We start from the raw sequence: 16,761 nt of genomic DNA, 5'->3' as shown, positions 1-16,761 counted from the left end.
GCGCAACGCAACGCACGCAACACAAGCTATGCAGGCAACAGAAAGGCCGACCGGGAACGTATCCCCGGCCGGCCTTCATAATCCGCGCGACTGCGGCTATAGGAACAGACTGATCGCCGTCAGCAGCACCGTGAGCACGATGAACGTGATCATGCCGACGTTGCCGTACACGGTTCTGGCGCCGGTCCCACGCGGCAGCTCCTCCGGCGCGATGTAGAATTCGGCTTTCCTGAAGTTACGGATCAGCAGCACGAATCCGGCGAGAATCACGGCACCGTACAGCAGGAAATAGACGAGCATGATCGCCAGCCCGGTGGCGTTCTGCGACGCCCACTGTTCCATCGCCGCCACATTGCCGTTTTCCGCGGCCTGAGACACCTTGTCCAGCTGGTCCAGGTCGACGCGCGTCAGAATCCACGGCGCGAGCACGCCGCCGTTGAAGTTGATGATCATGTGCATGGCCGTCGAATAGCGCAGTTTGCTGGTGCGCATGTAGATGTAGCCGAACATGACTCCCAGCAGGAACGCATAGAAGAACTGGAACAGGTTCATGTGGAACAGTCCGAACGCAAGGCCGGACAGCAGAATCGCCGTTTTCTCTCCGTATTTGCGAGTGTGGTCGATGAGCTGCTTGCGGAACATCCATTCTTCGAAAATCGGGCCAAGAATCACCAAGAACACGACATTCCAGATGTTCGTCTGCATGGCAAGATCGGCTACGCGGTTCGTGGCTTCACCGTCGGAAAGCGCCAGCGACAGCATACTGCCGACCATGCTGCCGACCCACATCATCGGCAGGCACATGAGCAGCAGCTTGAAGAACATGCCCGGTTTCATGTTGAATTTGCGGGTTTCGATGACGGTCGATTTGCCCATGAGCACCACCGCGACCGGCATGGCGATCAGATACAGCGGCACGTCGGAAATGAGGAACGTCATCCAATTCGGCATATCGCCGCCGGCGCCTACACCGCCCGCGACCGCGCGCACCACGCCTTTGAGCAGGAAGACGCCCGCGTACCAGATGATCACCATCAGGCACAGGCTTGCGCCGATGCGCGAAAAGTCGCGTTTCGCCCGCTGAAGCCATTCGAAGAACGGATTGCGATTCGGCTGCTGGAGCTGCTGCGGGAATTGCGATTGCGGATATTGCGGTGCCGGTCCCTGCGGATACTGGGGGTACTGCGGCTGTTGCGGTTGTTGCGGAAACGTCATGGTCACCTTACGAACTTACGGCAAGCAAATAAAAAAGCTGATATCCAGCACTGTACTACCAGTTCTCTGAATATCAGCTTGGAATCTCAGCCCTGCGAATGGCTCGGCTCACGCGATGGGCGACCGTACGCAATAATCACGCACGGCGATCGCACGCAATGACGGTACGCAACGATCGCGCGCAGCAACCAATCGTCAGACGGCGAGCGCCGGAATCGGCCGAGGCGCGACCACGACCTGCGCTCCGATCGCAAGTCCTGCGGGCAGCTCGTTGGCCGGCAGCTGCACGGTGACGCGAATCGTGCCACCCATGCCTGCGCAGGCTACGCGCACGTCCACGCGGGCCAGCGCGCCGAGGAAATGCACCATCTCCACGCGGCCAAGTTCGCCGGCTCCGTGGACGGCATCGGCATCGTCGGTCAGTTCGATCGTCATGTTCTCGGGGCGTACCAGCACCGTGGAGGCGTCGGTGGCGGAACCGTCCAGCAGCGGGACGCGCTGGCCGAACACCACGGCCTCCTCACCGTTGGCGATTCCCGGCAGACGGTTGGTCAGGCCGATGAAGGTGGCCACGTATTCCGTGCCGGGGCGGCGGTACAGCGTCTGCGGGTCGGCGATCTGCTCGATGCGGCCGTGGTTCATCACGCCGATGCGGTCGGCCACGGCAAGGGCTTCTTCCTGGTCGTGGGTCACGAACACGGTGGTGGTGCCGGCTTCGAGTTGGATGCGGCGGATTTCGTCGCGCAGCTGCACGCGCACTTTGGCGTCCAATGCGGACAGCGGCTCGTCGAGCAGCAGCACGCGCGGGTTCACGGCCAGCGCACGGGCCAGGGCCACGCGCTGCTGCTGGCCGCCGGACATCTGCTGCGTGTACTTTTTCGCCTGGTCGGCAAGTCCGACCAGTTCCAGCTTCTCCATGGCCTGGCGGCGGCGTTCCGCACGGTCCACGCCTCGGATTTCAAGGCCGAATTCCACGTTCTGCAACGCGGTCATGTGCGGGAACAGCGAGTAGGCCTGGAACACCATGGCCATGTCACGCTTGTTGACGGGCACGCCGGTCACGTCCTGGCCGCCGACGAGGATGCGTCCGGCCTGAATGTCTTCCAGCCCGGCCAGGGAGCGCAGCGCGGTGGATTTGCCGCAGCCGGAGCCGCCCAGCAGCACCACCATTTCGCCCGGATTGATTTCCAGGTTGAAATCGTCCAACGCCTTGACGGTCGAACCGGGGTAGATCTTGTCTACACCAAGCATCTGCACACCGCCGCCGCGCGCTTCGGAATCCTTGAGCACGGCCTTCGCCGCTTCGGTCACCACGTTGGGTTCGGTATCGGAGAACGCTTCCGAGGTATGGGCAACCACCGCCTTCTGTTCGGCGAGAGTCATGAGTTGTCACCTTCCTTGTTCCGACGCATCGCGCCGGAAATCAGATCGAGAGCCACCAGCAGAATCACGCCGAATAGCAGTGCCAGCAGCGACATTGCGGTGGAGATTTGCGAATTGGATTGGCCGAGCTGGTACAGCGCGACCTGTAGGTTCATACGGCCGAGCAGTGAGGCGACGGTGTATTCGCCCAGCACCACGGCTATGGAGATGAACGATGCGGACAGGATCGACTGCCACAGGTTCGGAATGAGTACGCGGAAGAATACGCGCGGCCATGAAGCGCCGAGGGACCGTGAGGCCTCGCATAACGTCTTCACGTCGATGGAATTGAGTCCCACCGCAAGCGCGCGGAAGGCAAACGGCATGACCAGCACCACGTAGGCGAAGCACAGCCAGATCGGGTTGGTGCTCAGCACGTCGGCGGACAGCCAGCGGTAGATCGGTCCCAGGCCAACCACCAGCACGATGGCCGGAATGGTCAGCGGCAGCGTGGCCACCCATTCGATGGCGCGTTCCAGTCTGCGCGAGCGGATGTGCACGATCACCATGGTGGGCACGAGCAGCACGAGCATGATCAGCACGGTCACCACGCACAGCGCGAGCGAAGCGCCGAGGCCGCTCCACAGGGTGCTCAGGTCGGCGCCGAGCGCGCTGCCGTCGCCGGTGAAGATGGCGATCCACGGGTCGAAGCTCCATTTTCCGGACAACGGGTGTCGGATGGTGAACAGGAACATGGACACCAGCGGCACGAACAGGAACAGCAGCGTCACCGTGAGAATGATGGTTTTGACGATGCGTTGCTTGCCGAGTCTGGCCGCACGCAGCTGCGGCGGCATGGTTTGCGATTCCTGCATGTTCTGCTTTTCCTCCGATTGCGCGCTTACGGTTTGCGTATTTGCGTTCACTGCCATCGTCCGGCCCTCTTTTCCACGGCGTGGCTGATCATCATGACCACCGCCACGACGACGATCATGGCGAAGGCGAGCACCTGCGCGAAGCCTTGCTGGTTCGGGTCCATTTCGTTGCGCATCGCGCCTTGGATCATCAGCGGCACGAGGATCGAACGCTGGGAGAACAGCGCGGCGGCCGTGGCGTATGCGGAGAACGCGGACGCGAACAGCAGCAGGAACGCGGAGATGAATCGCGGCGCCAGAATCGGGCCGGCCACGCGCGTCCAGTATTGGAAGGTGTTGCCGCCGAGGCTTTCCGTGGCTTCGCGCCACTGCGGGCGGATGGAATCGACCGCGGGCAGGAAGATGATGATCATCAGCGGAATCTGGAAGTAGCAGTAGATGGTGATCAGGCCCGGCAGCGAGCTGAGCCAGTTCGGATTCACCACGTAGCCGGTCAGCTGTTTGATGAGCATGGTGCCCACGCCGTTGATGCCGATGGTGGCGATGAACGCGAACGCCAGCATCACGCCGCCGAATTGGGCGAGTACCGACGAGATGGCCGAAATCATGCGGCGCAGCAGGCCGTTCGGCTTGGAGCCGATGACGAGGGCGTAGCTGGCGAGCGCGCCCACGATGGCGCCGATGACCGCGGATGCGACCGATACGAGTATCGATGTGCCGAATGCGGCGATGGTGTTCGCTTCGAAAAGTTTGTTGAAGTTCGCCACGGTGAAGCTGCCGTCGGCGGATTGGAAGGCGCCCACGATGACGATGACCGTCGGGGCGAGCAGGAAGCACGCGGTGTAGGCGAAGAACGGGATGGACACGGCGATGGTGCCGAGTTCACGCCTATGCGCGGCAAACGAGATGGCGGAGGAGCCCGCGCGCTTGGCGTGAGCTCCTGAGGTAAGCACTGCGGTCATGTCAGTTGCCGATGGTCTTGTCCCAGTTGTCCTGGAGCCATGTGGTGATGCGGGTGGAATCCTCGTTGGTGTAGCTCACCGGATCGCCGTCGATGGTGATGGCGTTCTTGAGGGTGGTCTGGTCGACGGTGCCGTCCTTCTTCATGGAGTCGAGCAGTACCGGGTTCGCGCCGCCCTTGAACCAGTCGTTCTGGGCGTCGGCGCTGTACAGGTATTCCTCCCACAGGCGGGCTGCGGCCGGGTGCGGGGCGTCCACGTTGATGGCCTGGTTGTAGTAGCTGACCACCTGGGCGTTCTTGAAGGTCTTGAACTTCCAGTTCACGCCCTTGGCCTTGAGGCTCTTCTGGTAGGAGGCCTGGTTGTAGGTCCAGTCCATCACCACGCCGGTCTGGCCGGAGTCGATGGTGCCGTCGGTCACGTCGACGGTGGTGAGGTTGCCGCAGTCCTTGAGCTTCTTGAAGAAGTCGAGGCCCGGCTGCAGGTTCTTGATGTCGCCGCCGGCCAGCTGGTTGATCATCAGGTAGCCGTTGAACGCGGCGCCGGCTTCGGCCGGCTTGCCGTTGAGCGCCACGGTTCCGGCGAACTTCGGGTCGGTCAGGTCGTTGATGGACTTGATGTCGCCGTACTTGTCGGCGTTCCAGCCGATGGACATGATGCCGGTGTAGTCGGCGTAGTACTTGCCGTCCTTATCCTTGACGGAATCCGGGATCTTGTCCCAGGCCTGCACCTTGTACGAGGCGAAGTTGTCGGTGCTGGTGGAGGCCACGGCCAGGCCGAGGTCGTACACGTCCGGAGCGGCGTCGGTGCCCTTGTTGGTCTTGCCGGCGTCCACTTCCTCCTTGGAGGAGGCGTTCGGGTTCTGCTCGTTGATCTTGATCTTCGGATACTTCTTCTTGAAGCCGCTGATCACGTCACCGTAGTTGGACCAGTCGTGCGGAAGCGCGATCACGTTGAGCGCGCCTTCCTTTTCGGCAGCGGCCACGAGGCCGTCCATGCCGCCGAAATCGGAGATCGAAGTGGCCTTTGCGGACTTTTCGTCCACTTTCACGGTTTTACCGGTGTTGGAGGCGCTATCGGTGGAATTGGCGTTACCTGATCCGCAGGCGGCCATGGAGCATGCGAGCACGGCGGCGAGCGAGCCGACGGCGATCTTGCGCAAAGCGTTCATCGTTTTCGTTTCCTTTGTTGTTTTGTTGTTCTTGGAATCGACAACATGGAAACGTAATGGCGTTACCTAACGCAGTGTCAAAGAATAAGTAAAGCCGAAGCGATTTTTAGGAATATTCCCGTTTCGCTTCGGCAAACTTACGATGAACTGGCCTTTTTCGTGTTGCTTTCTTTGCGCTTTTCAGCTCGAAATGCAGCACGGCTTCGGCTCAGCTCGGATGAGATTCAGGATTCAGCGCAGCACGCCTTCGATCAGCTTGGTGATCAGGTCGGTGTAGCGCACGCCGGTGGCCTCCCATGCCTTGGGGTACATGGAGATGGACGTGAATCCCGGCATGGTGTTGATTTCGTTGACCATCACCTTGCCGTCCTTGGTCACGAAGGTGTCCACGCGACTCAGACCGGCACCGTCCACGGCGACGAACGCCTTCTTGGCGGTTTCGCGCACGAGGTTCAGCGTCTCTTCCGGCAGGTTGGCGGGCACTTCCACGTGGCTTGCGGCGGCGTCCATGTACTTGCTGTCGAAGTCGTAGAACTGGTCGTCGCCTTCGGCGCGCTTGTCGAGCACGATTTCGCCCGGCCAGCTGGCCTGCGGCGCTTCGCCAGCCTTCGGACACAATACTGCGCATTCGATTTCGCGCGCGTCGATGCCCTGTTCCACGAGGATGCGCCAATCGTGGCGGGACGCCTCGTACACGGCGGCCGCAAGTTCGGCCGCATCGCCCTCATGCTCCACCTTGGTCACGCCGAAGCTGGAACCGGCGCGGGACGGCTTGACGAACAGCGGATACTGCAAGCCGGCTTCGCTAACCTGCGCCATGATCGCATCGGCGTCGGTCTTGAATTCGGAAGCCTTGTCGAAGGAACGCGCGTCGAGCGTGATGCCGGGCGCGACGGGAATGCCGGCGGCCGCGAGCAGCACCTTCGTGTAATGCTTGTCCATGCAGGCCGCGGAGGCGAGCACGCCGCACCCCACGTACGGCACGCCCATCATTTCGAACAGACCCTGGATGGTACCGTCCTCGCCGTACGGCCCGTGCAGCACGGGGAACACCGCGTCCACATGGCCGAACGGGGTCATCGTACCGTCATCCTCGCGGGCGAAGAAGCCGTCCTGTCCGAGAGCCACTTCAAGCACCACGTCCTTGGCGCCTGGGGTTTTCTCCACGGTCGGCAGGCCTTCGTCCAGGCTCCATCCGAGCGGATTCTCACCGTTGACGATCCACTTGCCGTCCTTGGTGATGCCCACCGGAATGGCTTCGAACTTGTCCGTGTCCAGCGCGCGCAGCGCACTCGCAGCGGAGATGCAGGAGATCGAATGCTCGTCGGCCTTGCCGCCGTACATCACCACAATGCGCTTTTTTGCCATATCTATAGCCTTTATTCCTTAACTTTTATGACTTTTCAGGATTTTTGCCAAGCATCCAGCATACAAGCCGGCTGCTACTCCTCGGTGATGCCTTCGCCGAACAGTTCGGACAGCATCTGCGCGCAGGAGATGCCGTCGTCCAGCACGTGGCTCATGGCCGTGGCGAGCGGGGTCGGCACACCGTACTGCTTGCCCAACGCCACCACCGCGTCGGTGGTCGGCACGCCTTCGGCCACGCCGTTGCTCACCTTGGTGGCCTCTTCCACGCTCAGGCCCTTGCCGAGGTTGGAACCGAACGTGTAGTTGCGGCTCAGCGGGGAACCGCAGGTGGCGATGAGGTCGCCCACGCCGGCAAGTCCGGCGAAGGTCTTCGGATCGGCTCCGGCCGCCTCGCCCAGCGCGGTCAGTTCGGCAAGGCCACGGGTTTCGATCATGGCCGCGGTGTTCTCGCCGTAGCCTGCGCCACGGGCCATGCCCACGGCGAGCGCCACCACATTCTTCAGCGATCCGCACATTTCCAAGCCGATCACGTCGCGCGTCACGAACGCACGGAAGTAGTCGGTGGTGCAGGCGGTGGCGATGGTGCGCGCGTTGTCGATGTTCGCGCATCCGACCACGGTCGCGGCCGGCTCACGGTCGGCGATCTGCTTGCTCAGGTTCGGTCCGGAAATGGCGGCGAAGCGTTCCGCCGGAAGGTCGAGCGTTTCCATGACGACTTCGTCCATGCGTTTGCCGGTGGTGCGTTCGATGCCTTTCATCAGGGAGGCCACGAGCGCGGTCTCGGGGATGAGTCCCTTGAATTCGGTCAGTGCCACGCGTGCGAACTGCGCGGCGATGGCCACGATGACGATGTCGGCGTTGGCCACGGCTTCGGCGCGGTCTCCGGTGGCGGTCATGTTGCTGGGCAGCGTTTCCACGCTGGGCAGGCGCACACCGTTGTGGTGATGGTCACGAATACCTTCCACGATTTCCGGTTCGATGGCCCACATGGTCACGTTGTTGCCCGCGTCGGCAAGCACTTGACCGAAGGCCGTTCCCCAAGCGCCAGCGCCCAGTACCGTCACATTCGCCATGAATTTTGCTCCTTGGATTATTTGGATTGCTTTTTGCGGCCGAGCGTATGCCACATCGGCCGCCGCTTTCAATCGACGTTGTCTTATGCTACCGCCGGCTACGCACACCGGCCGCGTGTTCCGGTCGCACGCGTATTTTGTTCGCCGCCGGAACGGGTGTGTGGGGGAAAATCAGTCTTTCACGCGACTCATGGTGCGGTAGTCCCAGTAGCCGTCAGGTGCCTGTTCGCCGCGGATTTCGGCCATGATTTCGGTCATGCGCACGCGGATGCGTCGGGTGAGTTCGTCGGCGCGGTCCGTCGGCACTTCGTCTCCCCAGGAATCGCAGCCGTCAAGCAGGTCCGCGTAGTCGAGCGCTTCGTCGTAGCACATCACCACGTTCTTGCGCGGCCACGGCCACCAGTGGTTGATGCTGGCCGCGCCCCAGGTCACGGCACAGTACAGCGGCACCTGGTAGCCGAGTCGGCGTGAGGATTCGAGGGCGATCACGCCCACGCCGTTTTTCATGCTCATCGGCCATTTCTGCGGATCGCGCGTCACGGTGCCTTCCGGCCATACGGTCAGCGGGCGGCCGGAAGTGAGGATTTCCACGGACGTTTCCTCGATGGCTTTGGCCTTGCCCGCGCGGCGCTGCACCGGCTGCATGCCGACCAGCTGGAACCATTTGCCGATCAGCGGCCATTTGGCCATTTCCGCCTTGGCCATGTAGCGCGGGCGGCGGCCCTGATGGAACATCGAGACCATCGGCACGAACACGTCGTACATGGTCACATGCGTGGCGGCGGTGATGAACGGGCCGGTTTCCGGCACGTGTTCCAAGCCCCAGGCCTTCACTTTGCTGTGATTGCGCAGCACCACGTCGCAGCCGGTCAGCAGGCGATGCGTGGCTTTGGGGTTCTGCGCTTCGATTTCCGTGGTGTTGGCTTTGCGCGGACCGGTCGGGAAATCGTGGGTCGGGTCTACAAGATGATGCTTCTGCGCGAGTTTTGCGACTTGCTCGTCGCTCAGCGGCTTCACTGCGGAGCGCGGCGACGGTTTTCCTTTGGATGCCATGGCTTCCATTGTGCCACCGGCCGCCGATACGTTCGTCATCGATGTTTTCCGCGTTATCTTGCTTTTTACTGCCTCATGCCATCGTTTTCTGCATCATTTGGCCGTCAAATGATGCAGAAAAGACGGGCGATAAGGCAGTAAAAGGAATATGCGGAAGATGTGGAAGGTATGGAAAGCAGGTTTGCGATTGCGGCAGCGGCAATCGCGGATAAAACAAAACCGGCACCCGCGTAAGGCGAGTACCGGTGAAAGCAACATGGGCGTTCGACGCGACTGTCAATCGCAACTGTTCAATTGCGAATCATCAATCACGATTGGCCAATCGCAATAAATCAGCCGCAGCCGATTCATCGAACCAATCGCAGCGAATCAGTCGAAATCTGCGCCGAGAGCCTCCAACTTGCCACGGAAGTCGGCGTAGCCACGGTCAATCAGGGAGATGCCCTGCACGTTGGACGGCCCCTTGGCGGCGAGCGCCGCGATCAGGTGGCTGAAGCCGCCGCGCAGATCCGGCACGTCGATGTCACGGCCGGTCAGCGGGGTCGGTCCGAAGATGACCGCGGAATGCTTGTAGTTGCGCTGTTGGAAGCGGCACGGCAGGGAGCCGAGGCATTCGCGGTACAGCTGAATCGTGGCGCCCATCTGCACCAGCGGCTTGGTGAAGCCGAAACGGTTCTCATACACGGTCTCATGCACGATGGAAAGGCCGTTGGCCTGGGTCAGCGCCACCACGAGCGGCTGCTGCCAGTCGGTCATGAAGCCCGGGTGCACGTCGGTTTCGATGGCCACCGGCTTCAGATCTCCGCCCGGATGCCAGAATCGGATGCCCTTGTCGGTGATGTCGAATTCGCCGCCGATCTTGCGGAACACGTTCAGGAAGGTCATCATTTCCGGCTGGGTGGCGCCCTTGACGAAGATGTCGCCATGGGTGGCGAGCGCGGCGGACGCCCAGGAGGCGGCCTCGATGCGGTCGGTCAGAGACGTGTGCGTGTAGCCCTTGAGCTCCTTGACACCTTCGATGCGGAACGTGCGGTCCACGTCCACGGAGATGATGGCGCCCATCTTCTGCAGCACGCTCACCAGATCCATGATCTCAGGTTCGATGGCGGCGCCGGAAAGCTCGGTCTTGCCTTCGGCGAGCACGGCGGCGAGCAGTGTCTGCTCGGTGGCGCCCACGGACGGGTACGGCAGGTGGATCTTCGCGCCATGCAGACCGTTCGGAGCGGTGATGTGAATGCCGTCCTTGTGTTCCTTGTCGACGTTCGCGCCGAGCTTGCGCAGGGTTTCCAGATGGAAGTCAATCGGACGACCGCCGATGTTGCAGCCGCCGAGCGCCGGAATGAACGCTTCGCCCAGACGGTGCAGCAGCGGGCCGGAGAACAGAATCGGAATGCGGGACGAGCCGGACAGCGTGTCCACGTCGGCCACGTCGGCGAGTTGCACGTTGGTGGCGTCGATCGTCACCACGCCGTTCGCGCCGTCCACGGTCACGTCCACGCCGTGCAGGCGCAGCAGGTCGGACACCACGTGCACGTCGCGGATTTCCGGAACGTTCTTCAGCACGGATGTGCCCGGGGCCAGCAATGCGGCGACCATGGCCTTGCTTACGAAGTTCTTCGCGCCGCGCACCTTGATGGTGCCGTTCAGCGGCTTGCCGCCTTCGACGTGCAGAATGTCGTTCTTATTGTCAGACACGCTCAACCTCTTTCGATTCCCTTTTGGATCAAGCTCAAAAAACACTGCTGCTTAGTTTGCCATAAGGCATGTAGCATGTTCGCGAAAAACGGAATTCAGCGCAGTGTCTCCTTAATTTCGCGCGCGAGATTCGCGTCCCACATGGCTCCGGTGGCGCTCATCACGGCGTTCGCGCCAGCCTCACGGTACGCCTTGTAGTCGTCAGGACGGATCACGCCGCCCACGCCCACGATGGCGAAGTCGAAGCCGAGTTTTTCACGGATGGCGGCGAGCCTGCCGACCATGTCGAGACCGGCGCCGCGGATGGCGTTGCCGCACACGCCGGAACGGTCACGTCCGGCTCCCGGCAGCGCCTGGTTGCCGTTCGCGTCCACTAGGCGCGCGGAAATCGTGTTGATGGTGGAGAAGCCTTGCACGGTGCCATGTCCGACGGTTTCCCTGACCATGGTTTCCAGGTCGGTGTCGTTGGGAATGTAGGCGAGTTTCACGATGAGCGGGCGATCGCCGATTTCGTTTTTCACGGCTTCCGTGATTTCCCCCACCAGATGCGGGTCGTGGCACAGCAGGCGATTGTGACCTTCGTTGGGGCAGCTGGTGTTCATTTCCATCAGTCCGGCTCCGGTTTCCGTAACCAGATGCGCGGTGGTGACATGGTCGGCGATGTACGCCTTGCGGTCCATGCCGTCCACGCGGGAACCTTGGAAGCTGGGCACGAGCAGCTGCCCGTCGCCGGCGGCGGCGATCGCCTTCTTCATGTCCGGCTGCCATTCGTCGGGGTCACGCGACGGCACGCCGAAACTGTTGGAGATCGAAATCGGAAGCTCATATCGGGTGTCGGCAAGCACGCCTTCATCCAGTTCGGCGCTGCCGGGAACCAGAGACCCGTCTGCGTTCTTCGGATGCACGGCGAGCACGTTCGGGAAGGCGTTGCAACCCCACGCGCGGGAGCGGACCGTCTTGTACACCGCCAAATCGAAACCCATGCGGAAGGCGGCGGTGGTGAACCGCTCGTTCAGCAGCGGACCAGCGGGAATGCCAAACGGCAGGTTCACGCGGAAGCCGAGGAATTCCTCGGCCTGGTCGGACGACTGCGACTGGGTGGTCTGTGCAGACTGCGCGGAGGCGCCGGCAGCGGAATCGCCCTTCATCACTTCGGCGAACGCACCGAAGGGCCCCTGCAGATAGTTGTCTTCATACGTGCGATTGACGTCGTAAAACGGCGCGAAACCCTGGCTCATACTGCTCCCCGAAATTGTTCTCGTGTCATGTTTTGGATATGCGATGCGAACACACGAAATGTCATGTCCACTGTAACGCGACACACGTCCCGCCTGCACGCCCCGTCTCACCTTGGAAACCTCCTTGGCTAGGACTTCCCCAGACGAGTTTGGGCTCTCGATCCAGGTCAAGTCCAGAGAACCGGAACGCCGTCATGAGCCGGTATGCTCGGCAAGACGGTACTTGCGTCCGCGTCCGACGCCTATTGGTTCAATAACACCGTCTTTCACCAGTGAGGCCAATATCTCCCGGGTACGGGTGAGGCCAAGCCCCAGCACCACAGCCAGATACGAGGTGGGTTGCGGTCCGCCGACCGTCAACGCATAGGTGATTTTCTCCAACTGGCTTTGCGGCCTGATCGCATTGCCGAAATCGGCAGGTAGGGCCACGTTCTTGCCGAATGTGCCGACCATGTCGTTCAAACGGTCAGCCCCGCGAGCGCCAATCCTATGGACCGTACCAGTGCCATGCTCCGAATTCCGCATTGTCGGCGACTCCGCACCAACAGGGCCCCCGCCATCTGCAGAGACTCCGGGAACAGCAGAAGCTCCGGCGATCATGGAATCTCCGGCGATCTTGCGCGGATACAACGTAAGCTGCACACGCCCCGGATCGTCGAACACTTCCAATTCCGGCGCGGCGGTTCCTGCGAACAGGCAGCCTTCACGCATCACGTCAAAACCACTGCCCGCCTTTTCTCCGATGCCAATCAGATTGAACATTTTCATCAACGTGGGATTCCGCGTATCCGAAATGCCGCCTTGCATCACCTCTTCGGAGGAAAGACGCAGGCTGCCGGGATTCGACAATACGATTCTGTCGTAATACTGGATGATCACCGTGCCCCGGCGAATGAAGTAATCGGCATGAACGAGCGTGTTGGTGACAGCCTCACGAACGGCCTTATCCATCAGATTGTCATCAATCCTATGCAAATCGGCATCAAGCTGGAACGGATGGGCAACAGCCGACCGCAGACGATTGACCACCTTGCCCCAAAAATCGTACAAGTTGCCCGACCAAGTGCCATCATCCGACGTGAATCGGTCATTCCACCGCTCCTGGTCGTCCATGACCTCGCGATAGTCCAGGAAATAGTAGGGGAATTCGGACGTGATTCGCCACGCCTCACCGAACATCAGCAATCCGGCTCGTGTGGGACGCACCTGAGAACCATCAAGCCGCAACGCTTCGATGCGAAGCAGGAAATCCTCATCAGACAATCCGACCCATGGATGGCCGGGCCGTCTGTTCTTGAACTGCCGACGATATGATGCGACGCTATCCGCGTTGAGCGCGTCAGCACCCATGCCTTCAACAATCGTTCTGTCCAAGGGAAGCAGGTCACTGTCCCGAAGCATGGCACGAACCGTTTCCTCATCGCACAGATAATCGCCATCGCCATTACGCCGGTATGAGCCCGTCATCGGATTCTGGCCCACGTACACGGGAATACAGTCCCTCGCCGCACGAGGAATGTCGATGGAAATAACATCTCCCTGCGAGGTATGGCGAATCACCACGTCGTTGTCGCTCAGCACAACGGCACTGACCTTCGATGGATCATGCACCATGTTCCAAAAATCCTGCGCCATGTTCCGCGCATCATCTACTCCGGTGATATACAAAGAATGGTCTTCATGTTCGGACACGCCCAGCAGAATCAGCCCACCTTCGGTATTGGCGAAGGAGCTGTACGTCTCCCATAAACTGTGGGGCAGGCCGCCCTTGGCACGTTTCGCTTCCAAACGGTTGCCTTCACGCATCCGAGGAACCTCCCGGGACCACCAGGCATCATCGTGCTCGCTACCGTCCATTGGCCATCACCGCCTTACCTACCACGCGTTTTACGCTCGCTTTGCCGCCACTTTGCCGTCGTATTATGATTTTACCACCGCTTTGCGCGCGCTTTGCCACCGCTTTGTGGAATTTGCTGTTGGCGGAAAGGTGATGGAAGGTAAACAAAAAGCCCGGCTTGGGTGCCGGGCTTGGGAAAAGTTAGATGTGGTTGCGGTCAGCCAATGATGAAATGGGCTACCGTCGCGATCAGCCAACGGCCCTGTCCTGCAATTATGGACTGCGCTGCGCGCAGGCTCATTGCTGCCCTCGTTTCGGACTCGGGCAAGGCCCTGTCGGCAGTGCACTGCACTGCCGACCAGCCATCGCGTCAGATGATGCCGCGATCGGCCAACGGCCCTTGCCAATCAGGGTATTCACCCTCTCGGGCAGATTCGATCGGCTGTTCCGGCTCGCGCTTGACCGGCAGGGTCTTCGGCTTGAACGGGAACTTTTCGGCGCGCATCTTCTCGTATGCGATGATGTCGTCTTCGTGCTGCAGCGTCAGGTCGATGTCGTCGTAGCCGTTCATCAGACGCCAGCGGGTGTAGTCGTTCACTTCGAACGGCAACGTCACATCGCCGCAGGTGACGGTACGGTCTTCCAGGCTGACGGTCATTTCGCGGCCCGGCTCCTCGTCCAGCAGCTTCCACAGCAGCTCAATGGATTCCTGCGGCATAATTGCGGCCAGCACGCCGTTCTTGGCGGTGTTGCCGTAGAAAATGTCGGCGAAACGGGAGGAAATCACCACGCGGAAACCGTAATCGTGCAGCGCCCACACGGCGTGCTCACGGGAGGAACCAATGCCGAAATCCGGGCCGGCCACCAGAATCTTGCCCTGCTTGTATTCCGGCTTGTTCAGCACGAATTCCGGGTCGCGGCGCCACGCGTAGAACAGGGCGTCGTCGAAGCCGCTTTTCTTCACGCGCTTCAGGAACACGGCCGGAATGATCTGGTCGGTATCAACGTTGGAACGGCGAAGCGGCACGGCCACGCCGGTAAGGGTAGTCAGTTTTTCCATGTCAACAAATCCTTCGATTGCCTATCGATATTCGATTTCGATATTTCGATTACTTACGATTGCGTTCGCAGCTTCCGCTCGCAGCAGGTTCACAGGTCGGCCGGCGAGCAGATGGTGCCGCGGATGGCGGTCGCGGCGGCAACGGCCGGCGACGCCAGATGCGTGCGCGAACCCTTGCCCTGACGGCCTTCGAAGTTGCGGTTCGAGGTGGAGATGGAACGTTCGCGGGCCACCATCTTGTCCGGGTTCATGCCCAGGCACATGGAGCAGCCGGCGTTACGCCATTCGGCGCCGAAGTCCTTGAAAATCTTGTCGAGGCCTTCCTTTTCCGCCTGCAGGCGCACGCGGGAGGATGCCGGCACCACGAGCACGCGGTGGATGTTGTCGGCCTTGTGGTGGCCCTTCATGATGGAGGCGGCCACGCGCAGGTCCTCAAGACGGCCGTTGGTGCAGGAGCCGATGAACACGGTGTCCACGGCGATGTCCTTGATGCGCATGCCCGGCTTCAGTCCCATGTAGGCGATGGCACGCTCGGCGGCGGAACGCTCAGTCTCGTCGTTGAAGGAGGCTGGATCCGGCACCACGCCGGAGATCTTCACGCCCTGGCCCGGGTTGGTGCCCCACGTGACGTACGGCTCGAGGTCTTCGGCGTTGATGGTCACTTCCTTGTCGAACACGGCATCGTCATCGGTCTTCAGCGTCTTCCAATATTCGACGGCCTTGTCCCACATCTCACCTTCCGGCGCGTGCGGACGGCCCTTCAGGTATTCGAAAGTCACCTCGTCCGGGGCGATCATGCCTGCGCGAGCGCCGGCTTCGATGGACATGTTGCAGATGGTCATGCGGGCGTCCATCGACAGCTTCTTGATGGCTTCGCCACGGTATTCGATAACGTGGCCCTGGCCGCCGCCGGTGCCGATCTTCGCGATGATGGCCAGAATAATATCCTTGGCGGTGACGCCCTTCGGCAGGTCGCCTTCGATGTTCACGGCCATGGTCTTGAACGGCTTCAGGCTCAGGGTCTGCGTGGCCATGACGTGCTCCACTTCGGAGGTGCCGATGCCGATGGCCATAGCACCGAACGCGCCGTGAGTGGAGGTGTGCGAGTCGCCGCACACGATGGTCATGCCCGGCTGGGTCAGACCCAGCACCGGAGCGAACGCGTGGACCACGCCCTGGTCAGCGTCGCCGAGCGGGCACAGACGCACGCCGAAATCCTTGCAGTTCTTTTCCAGCGTGCTCAGCTGCAGCGCCGAAGTCTCGTCCGGATTCGGACGGTCGATGTCGACGGTCGGCGTGTTGTGGTCTTCCGTGGCAATCAGCTGGTCGACGTGACGCGGCTTGCGTCCCGCCAGACGCAGACCTTCGAACGCCTGCGGGCTGGTCACTTCGTGCATGAGCATCAGGTCGATGTACAGCAGGTCGGGAGCCCCATCGCTACCCTTGCGTACCAAATGATCGGCCCAGACCTTCTCGGCCAATGTAGTTCCCATTGTGGGACCTCCTCAGATTTTTCCTCACTAATTTCCTCGCGGCTATTGCCTTGCCGCATTCTTCGTGCTATAAGCCTATGGGCTTGAAACGGGTTCGAGGTCCTTCATGCCGGTATATGAGATATGAACGAGGGACGAGCGCGGCAAACGCGGAAAAGTTACTTCCCGTCTTCTTACGGCATATGCGCAATCGTTGAAACTTCAGCATTTTCCCAGCTTCGCCAGCCGGTGGAAGCAAGGTAAATAATCTGCTTTACCCCAGTCGCGAACCACATACATTTTGCATTTCAATATGTGAGATGGCATAATTCAGCGTATGACTTCTTCTTCGAATACGAGCAACGCCATGCCCAAAACGCAGG

13 protein-coding genes are annotated in these 16,761 nt (G+C 61.0%); all 13 read right to left on the bottom strand.

Going from position 1 to position 16,761, the window contains the following annotated elements; genetic code table 11:
• Positions 1–96: 96 nt before the first annotated feature.
• The 13 genes from OGI63_RS02855 to leuC all read right to left on the bottom strand — a co-directional run bounded on the left by OGI63_RS02855 (position 97) and on the right by leuC (position 16,399).
• Positions 97–1,215 carry a CPBP family intramembrane glutamic endopeptidase gene (locus OGI63_RS02855; RefSeq protein WP_011742724.1) on the bottom strand — a complete coding sequence of 373 codons (1,119 nt, stop codon included), beginning with the start codon at positions 1,213–1,215 and terminating at the stop codon, positions 97–99.
• Positions 1,216–1,410: 195 nt separating this feature from the next.
• Positions 1,411–2,598: an ABC transporter ATP-binding protein gene (locus tag OGI63_RS02850; RefSeq protein ID WP_011742723.1), complete on the bottom strand. Its 1,188-nt coding sequence runs from the start codon at positions 2,596–2,598 to the stop codon at positions 1,411–1,413.
• Positions 2,595–3,452, bottom strand: a complete 858-nt coding sequence (locus OGI63_RS02845) for an ABC transporter permease (protein ID WP_011742722.1) — start codon at positions 3,450–3,452, stop codon at positions 2,595–2,597. Before OGI63_RS02845 ends, OGI63_RS02850 begins: the two co-directional genes overlap by 4 nt.
• Before the next feature lie 47 nt (positions 3,453–3,499).
• Complete coding sequence (locus tag OGI63_RS02840) at positions 3,500–4,414, bottom strand: ABC transporter permease (RefSeq protein ID WP_003807614.1); 915 nt, start codon at positions 4,412–4,414, stop codon at positions 3,500–3,502.
• Position 4,415: 1 nt separating this feature from the next.
• Positions 4,416–5,582 (bottom strand): ABC transporter substrate-binding protein, encoded by a 1,167-nt coding sequence (locus OGI63_RS02835; protein WP_011742721.1) that lies wholly within the window; start codon positions 5,580–5,582, stop codon positions 4,416–4,418.
• Between the two features lie 231 nt (positions 5,583–5,813).
• Positions 5,814–6,950, bottom strand: a complete 1,137-nt coding sequence (locus tag OGI63_RS02830) for a D-alanine--D-alanine ligase family protein (RefSeq protein ID WP_011742720.1) — start codon at positions 6,948–6,950, stop codon at positions 5,814–5,816.
• Positions 6,951–7,024: 74 nt separating this feature from the next.
• Positions 7,025–8,023 (bottom strand): NAD(P)H-dependent glycerol-3-phosphate dehydrogenase, encoded by a 999-nt coding sequence (locus OGI63_RS02825; RefSeq protein ID WP_011742719.1) that lies wholly within the window; start codon positions 8,021–8,023, stop codon positions 7,025–7,027.
• Between the two features lie 171 nt (positions 8,024–8,194).
• Positions 8,195–9,076: a lysophospholipid acyltransferase family protein gene (locus OGI63_RS02820; RefSeq protein ID WP_041777470.1), complete on the bottom strand. Its 882-nt coding sequence runs from the start codon at positions 9,074–9,076 to the stop codon at positions 8,195–8,197.
• 369 nt (positions 9,077–9,445) lie between these two features.
• On the bottom strand, positions 9,446–10,771 hold the full coding sequence (gene murA, locus OGI63_RS02815; RefSeq protein WP_011742717.1) for a UDP-N-acetylglucosamine 1-carboxyvinyltransferase: 1,326 nt from the start codon (positions 10,769–10,771) through the stop codon (positions 9,446–9,448).
• Between the two features lie 95 nt (positions 10,772–10,866).
• Entirely contained in the window at positions 10,867–12,009 is a 1,143-nt protein-coding gene (locus tag OGI63_RS02810; protein WP_011742716.1) for a diguanylate cyclase, read from the bottom strand.
• Positions 12,010–12,201: 192 nt separating this feature from the next.
• Positions 12,202–13,866, bottom strand: a complete 1,665-nt coding sequence (locus tag OGI63_RS02805) for an ATP-binding protein (RefSeq protein ID WP_003807593.1) — start codon at positions 13,864–13,866, stop codon at positions 12,202–12,204.
• Positions 13,867–14,216: 350 nt separating this feature from the next.
• On the bottom strand, positions 14,217–14,906 hold the full coding sequence (leuD, locus tag OGI63_RS02800) for a 3-isopropylmalate dehydratase small subunit (RefSeq protein ID WP_011742714.1): 690 nt from the start codon (positions 14,904–14,906) through the stop codon (positions 14,217–14,219).
• A gap of 89 nt (positions 14,907–14,995) precedes the next feature.
• The gene (gene leuC, locus OGI63_RS02795) at positions 14,996–16,399 is read right to left on the bottom strand and encodes a 3-isopropylmalate dehydratase large subunit (protein WP_003807585.1); all 1,404 of its coding nucleotides are present in this window, start codon (positions 16,397–16,399) and stop codon (positions 14,996–14,998) included.
• Positions 16,400–16,761 lie beyond the last annotated feature (362 nt).

It is taken from the genome of Bifidobacterium sp. KRGSERBCFTRI (assembly GCF_025908335.1).
Note: the sequence above shows the minus strand (reverse complement) of the source record. Positions and strands in the feature narration are given on the sequence as shown.

What these genes read in the sequence shown, in the direction of transcription:
- OGI63_RS02825 (WP_011742719.1), bottom strand. Translation starts at nt 8,023, where the DNA reads ATGGCGAATGTGACGGTACTGGGCGCTGGCGCTTGGGGAACGGCCTTC.
- OGI63_RS02835 (WP_011742721.1), bottom strand. Translation starts at nt 5,582, where the DNA reads ATGAACGCTTTGCGCAAGATCGCCGTCGGCTCGCTCGCCGCCGTGCTC.
- OGI63_RS02810 (WP_011742716.1), bottom strand. Translation starts at nt 12,009, where the DNA reads ATGAGCCAGGGTTTCGCGCCGTTTTACGACGTCAATCGCACGTATGAA.
- leuC (WP_003807585.1), bottom strand. Translation starts at nt 16,399, where the DNA reads ATGGGAACTACATTGGCCGAGAAGGTCTGGGCCGATCATTTGGTACGC.
- OGI63_RS02850 (WP_011742723.1), bottom strand. Translation starts at nt 2,598, where the DNA reads ATGACTCTCGCCGAACAGAAGGCGGTGGTTGCCCATACCTCGGAAGCG.
- OGI63_RS02845 (WP_011742722.1), bottom strand. Translation starts at nt 3,452, where the DNA reads ATGCAGGAATCGCAAACCATGCCGCCGCAGCTGCGTGCGGCCAGACTC.
- OGI63_RS02820 (WP_041777470.1), bottom strand. Translation starts at nt 9,076, where the DNA reads ATGGCATCCAAAGGAAAACCGTCGCCGCGCTCCGCAGTGAAGCCGCTG.
- OGI63_RS02805 (WP_003807593.1), bottom strand. Translation starts at nt 13,866, where the DNA reads ATGGACGGTAGCGAGCACGATGATGCCTGGTGGTCCCGGGAGGTTCCT.
- leuD (WP_011742714.1), bottom strand. Translation starts at nt 14,906, where the DNA reads ATGGAAAAACTGACTACCCTTACCGGCGTGGCCGTGCCGCTTCGCCGT.
- OGI63_RS02830 (WP_011742720.1), bottom strand. Translation starts at nt 6,950, where the DNA reads ATGGCAAAAAAGCGCATTGTGGTGATGTACGGCGGCAAGGCCGACGAG.
- OGI63_RS02855 (WP_011742724.1), bottom strand. Translation starts at nt 1,215, where the DNA reads ATGACGTTTCCGCAACAACCGCAACAGCCGCAGTACCCCCAGTATCCG.
- OGI63_RS02840 (WP_003807614.1), bottom strand. Translation starts at nt 4,414, where the DNA reads ATGACCGCAGTGCTTACCTCAGGAGCTCACGCCAAGCGCGCGGGCTCC.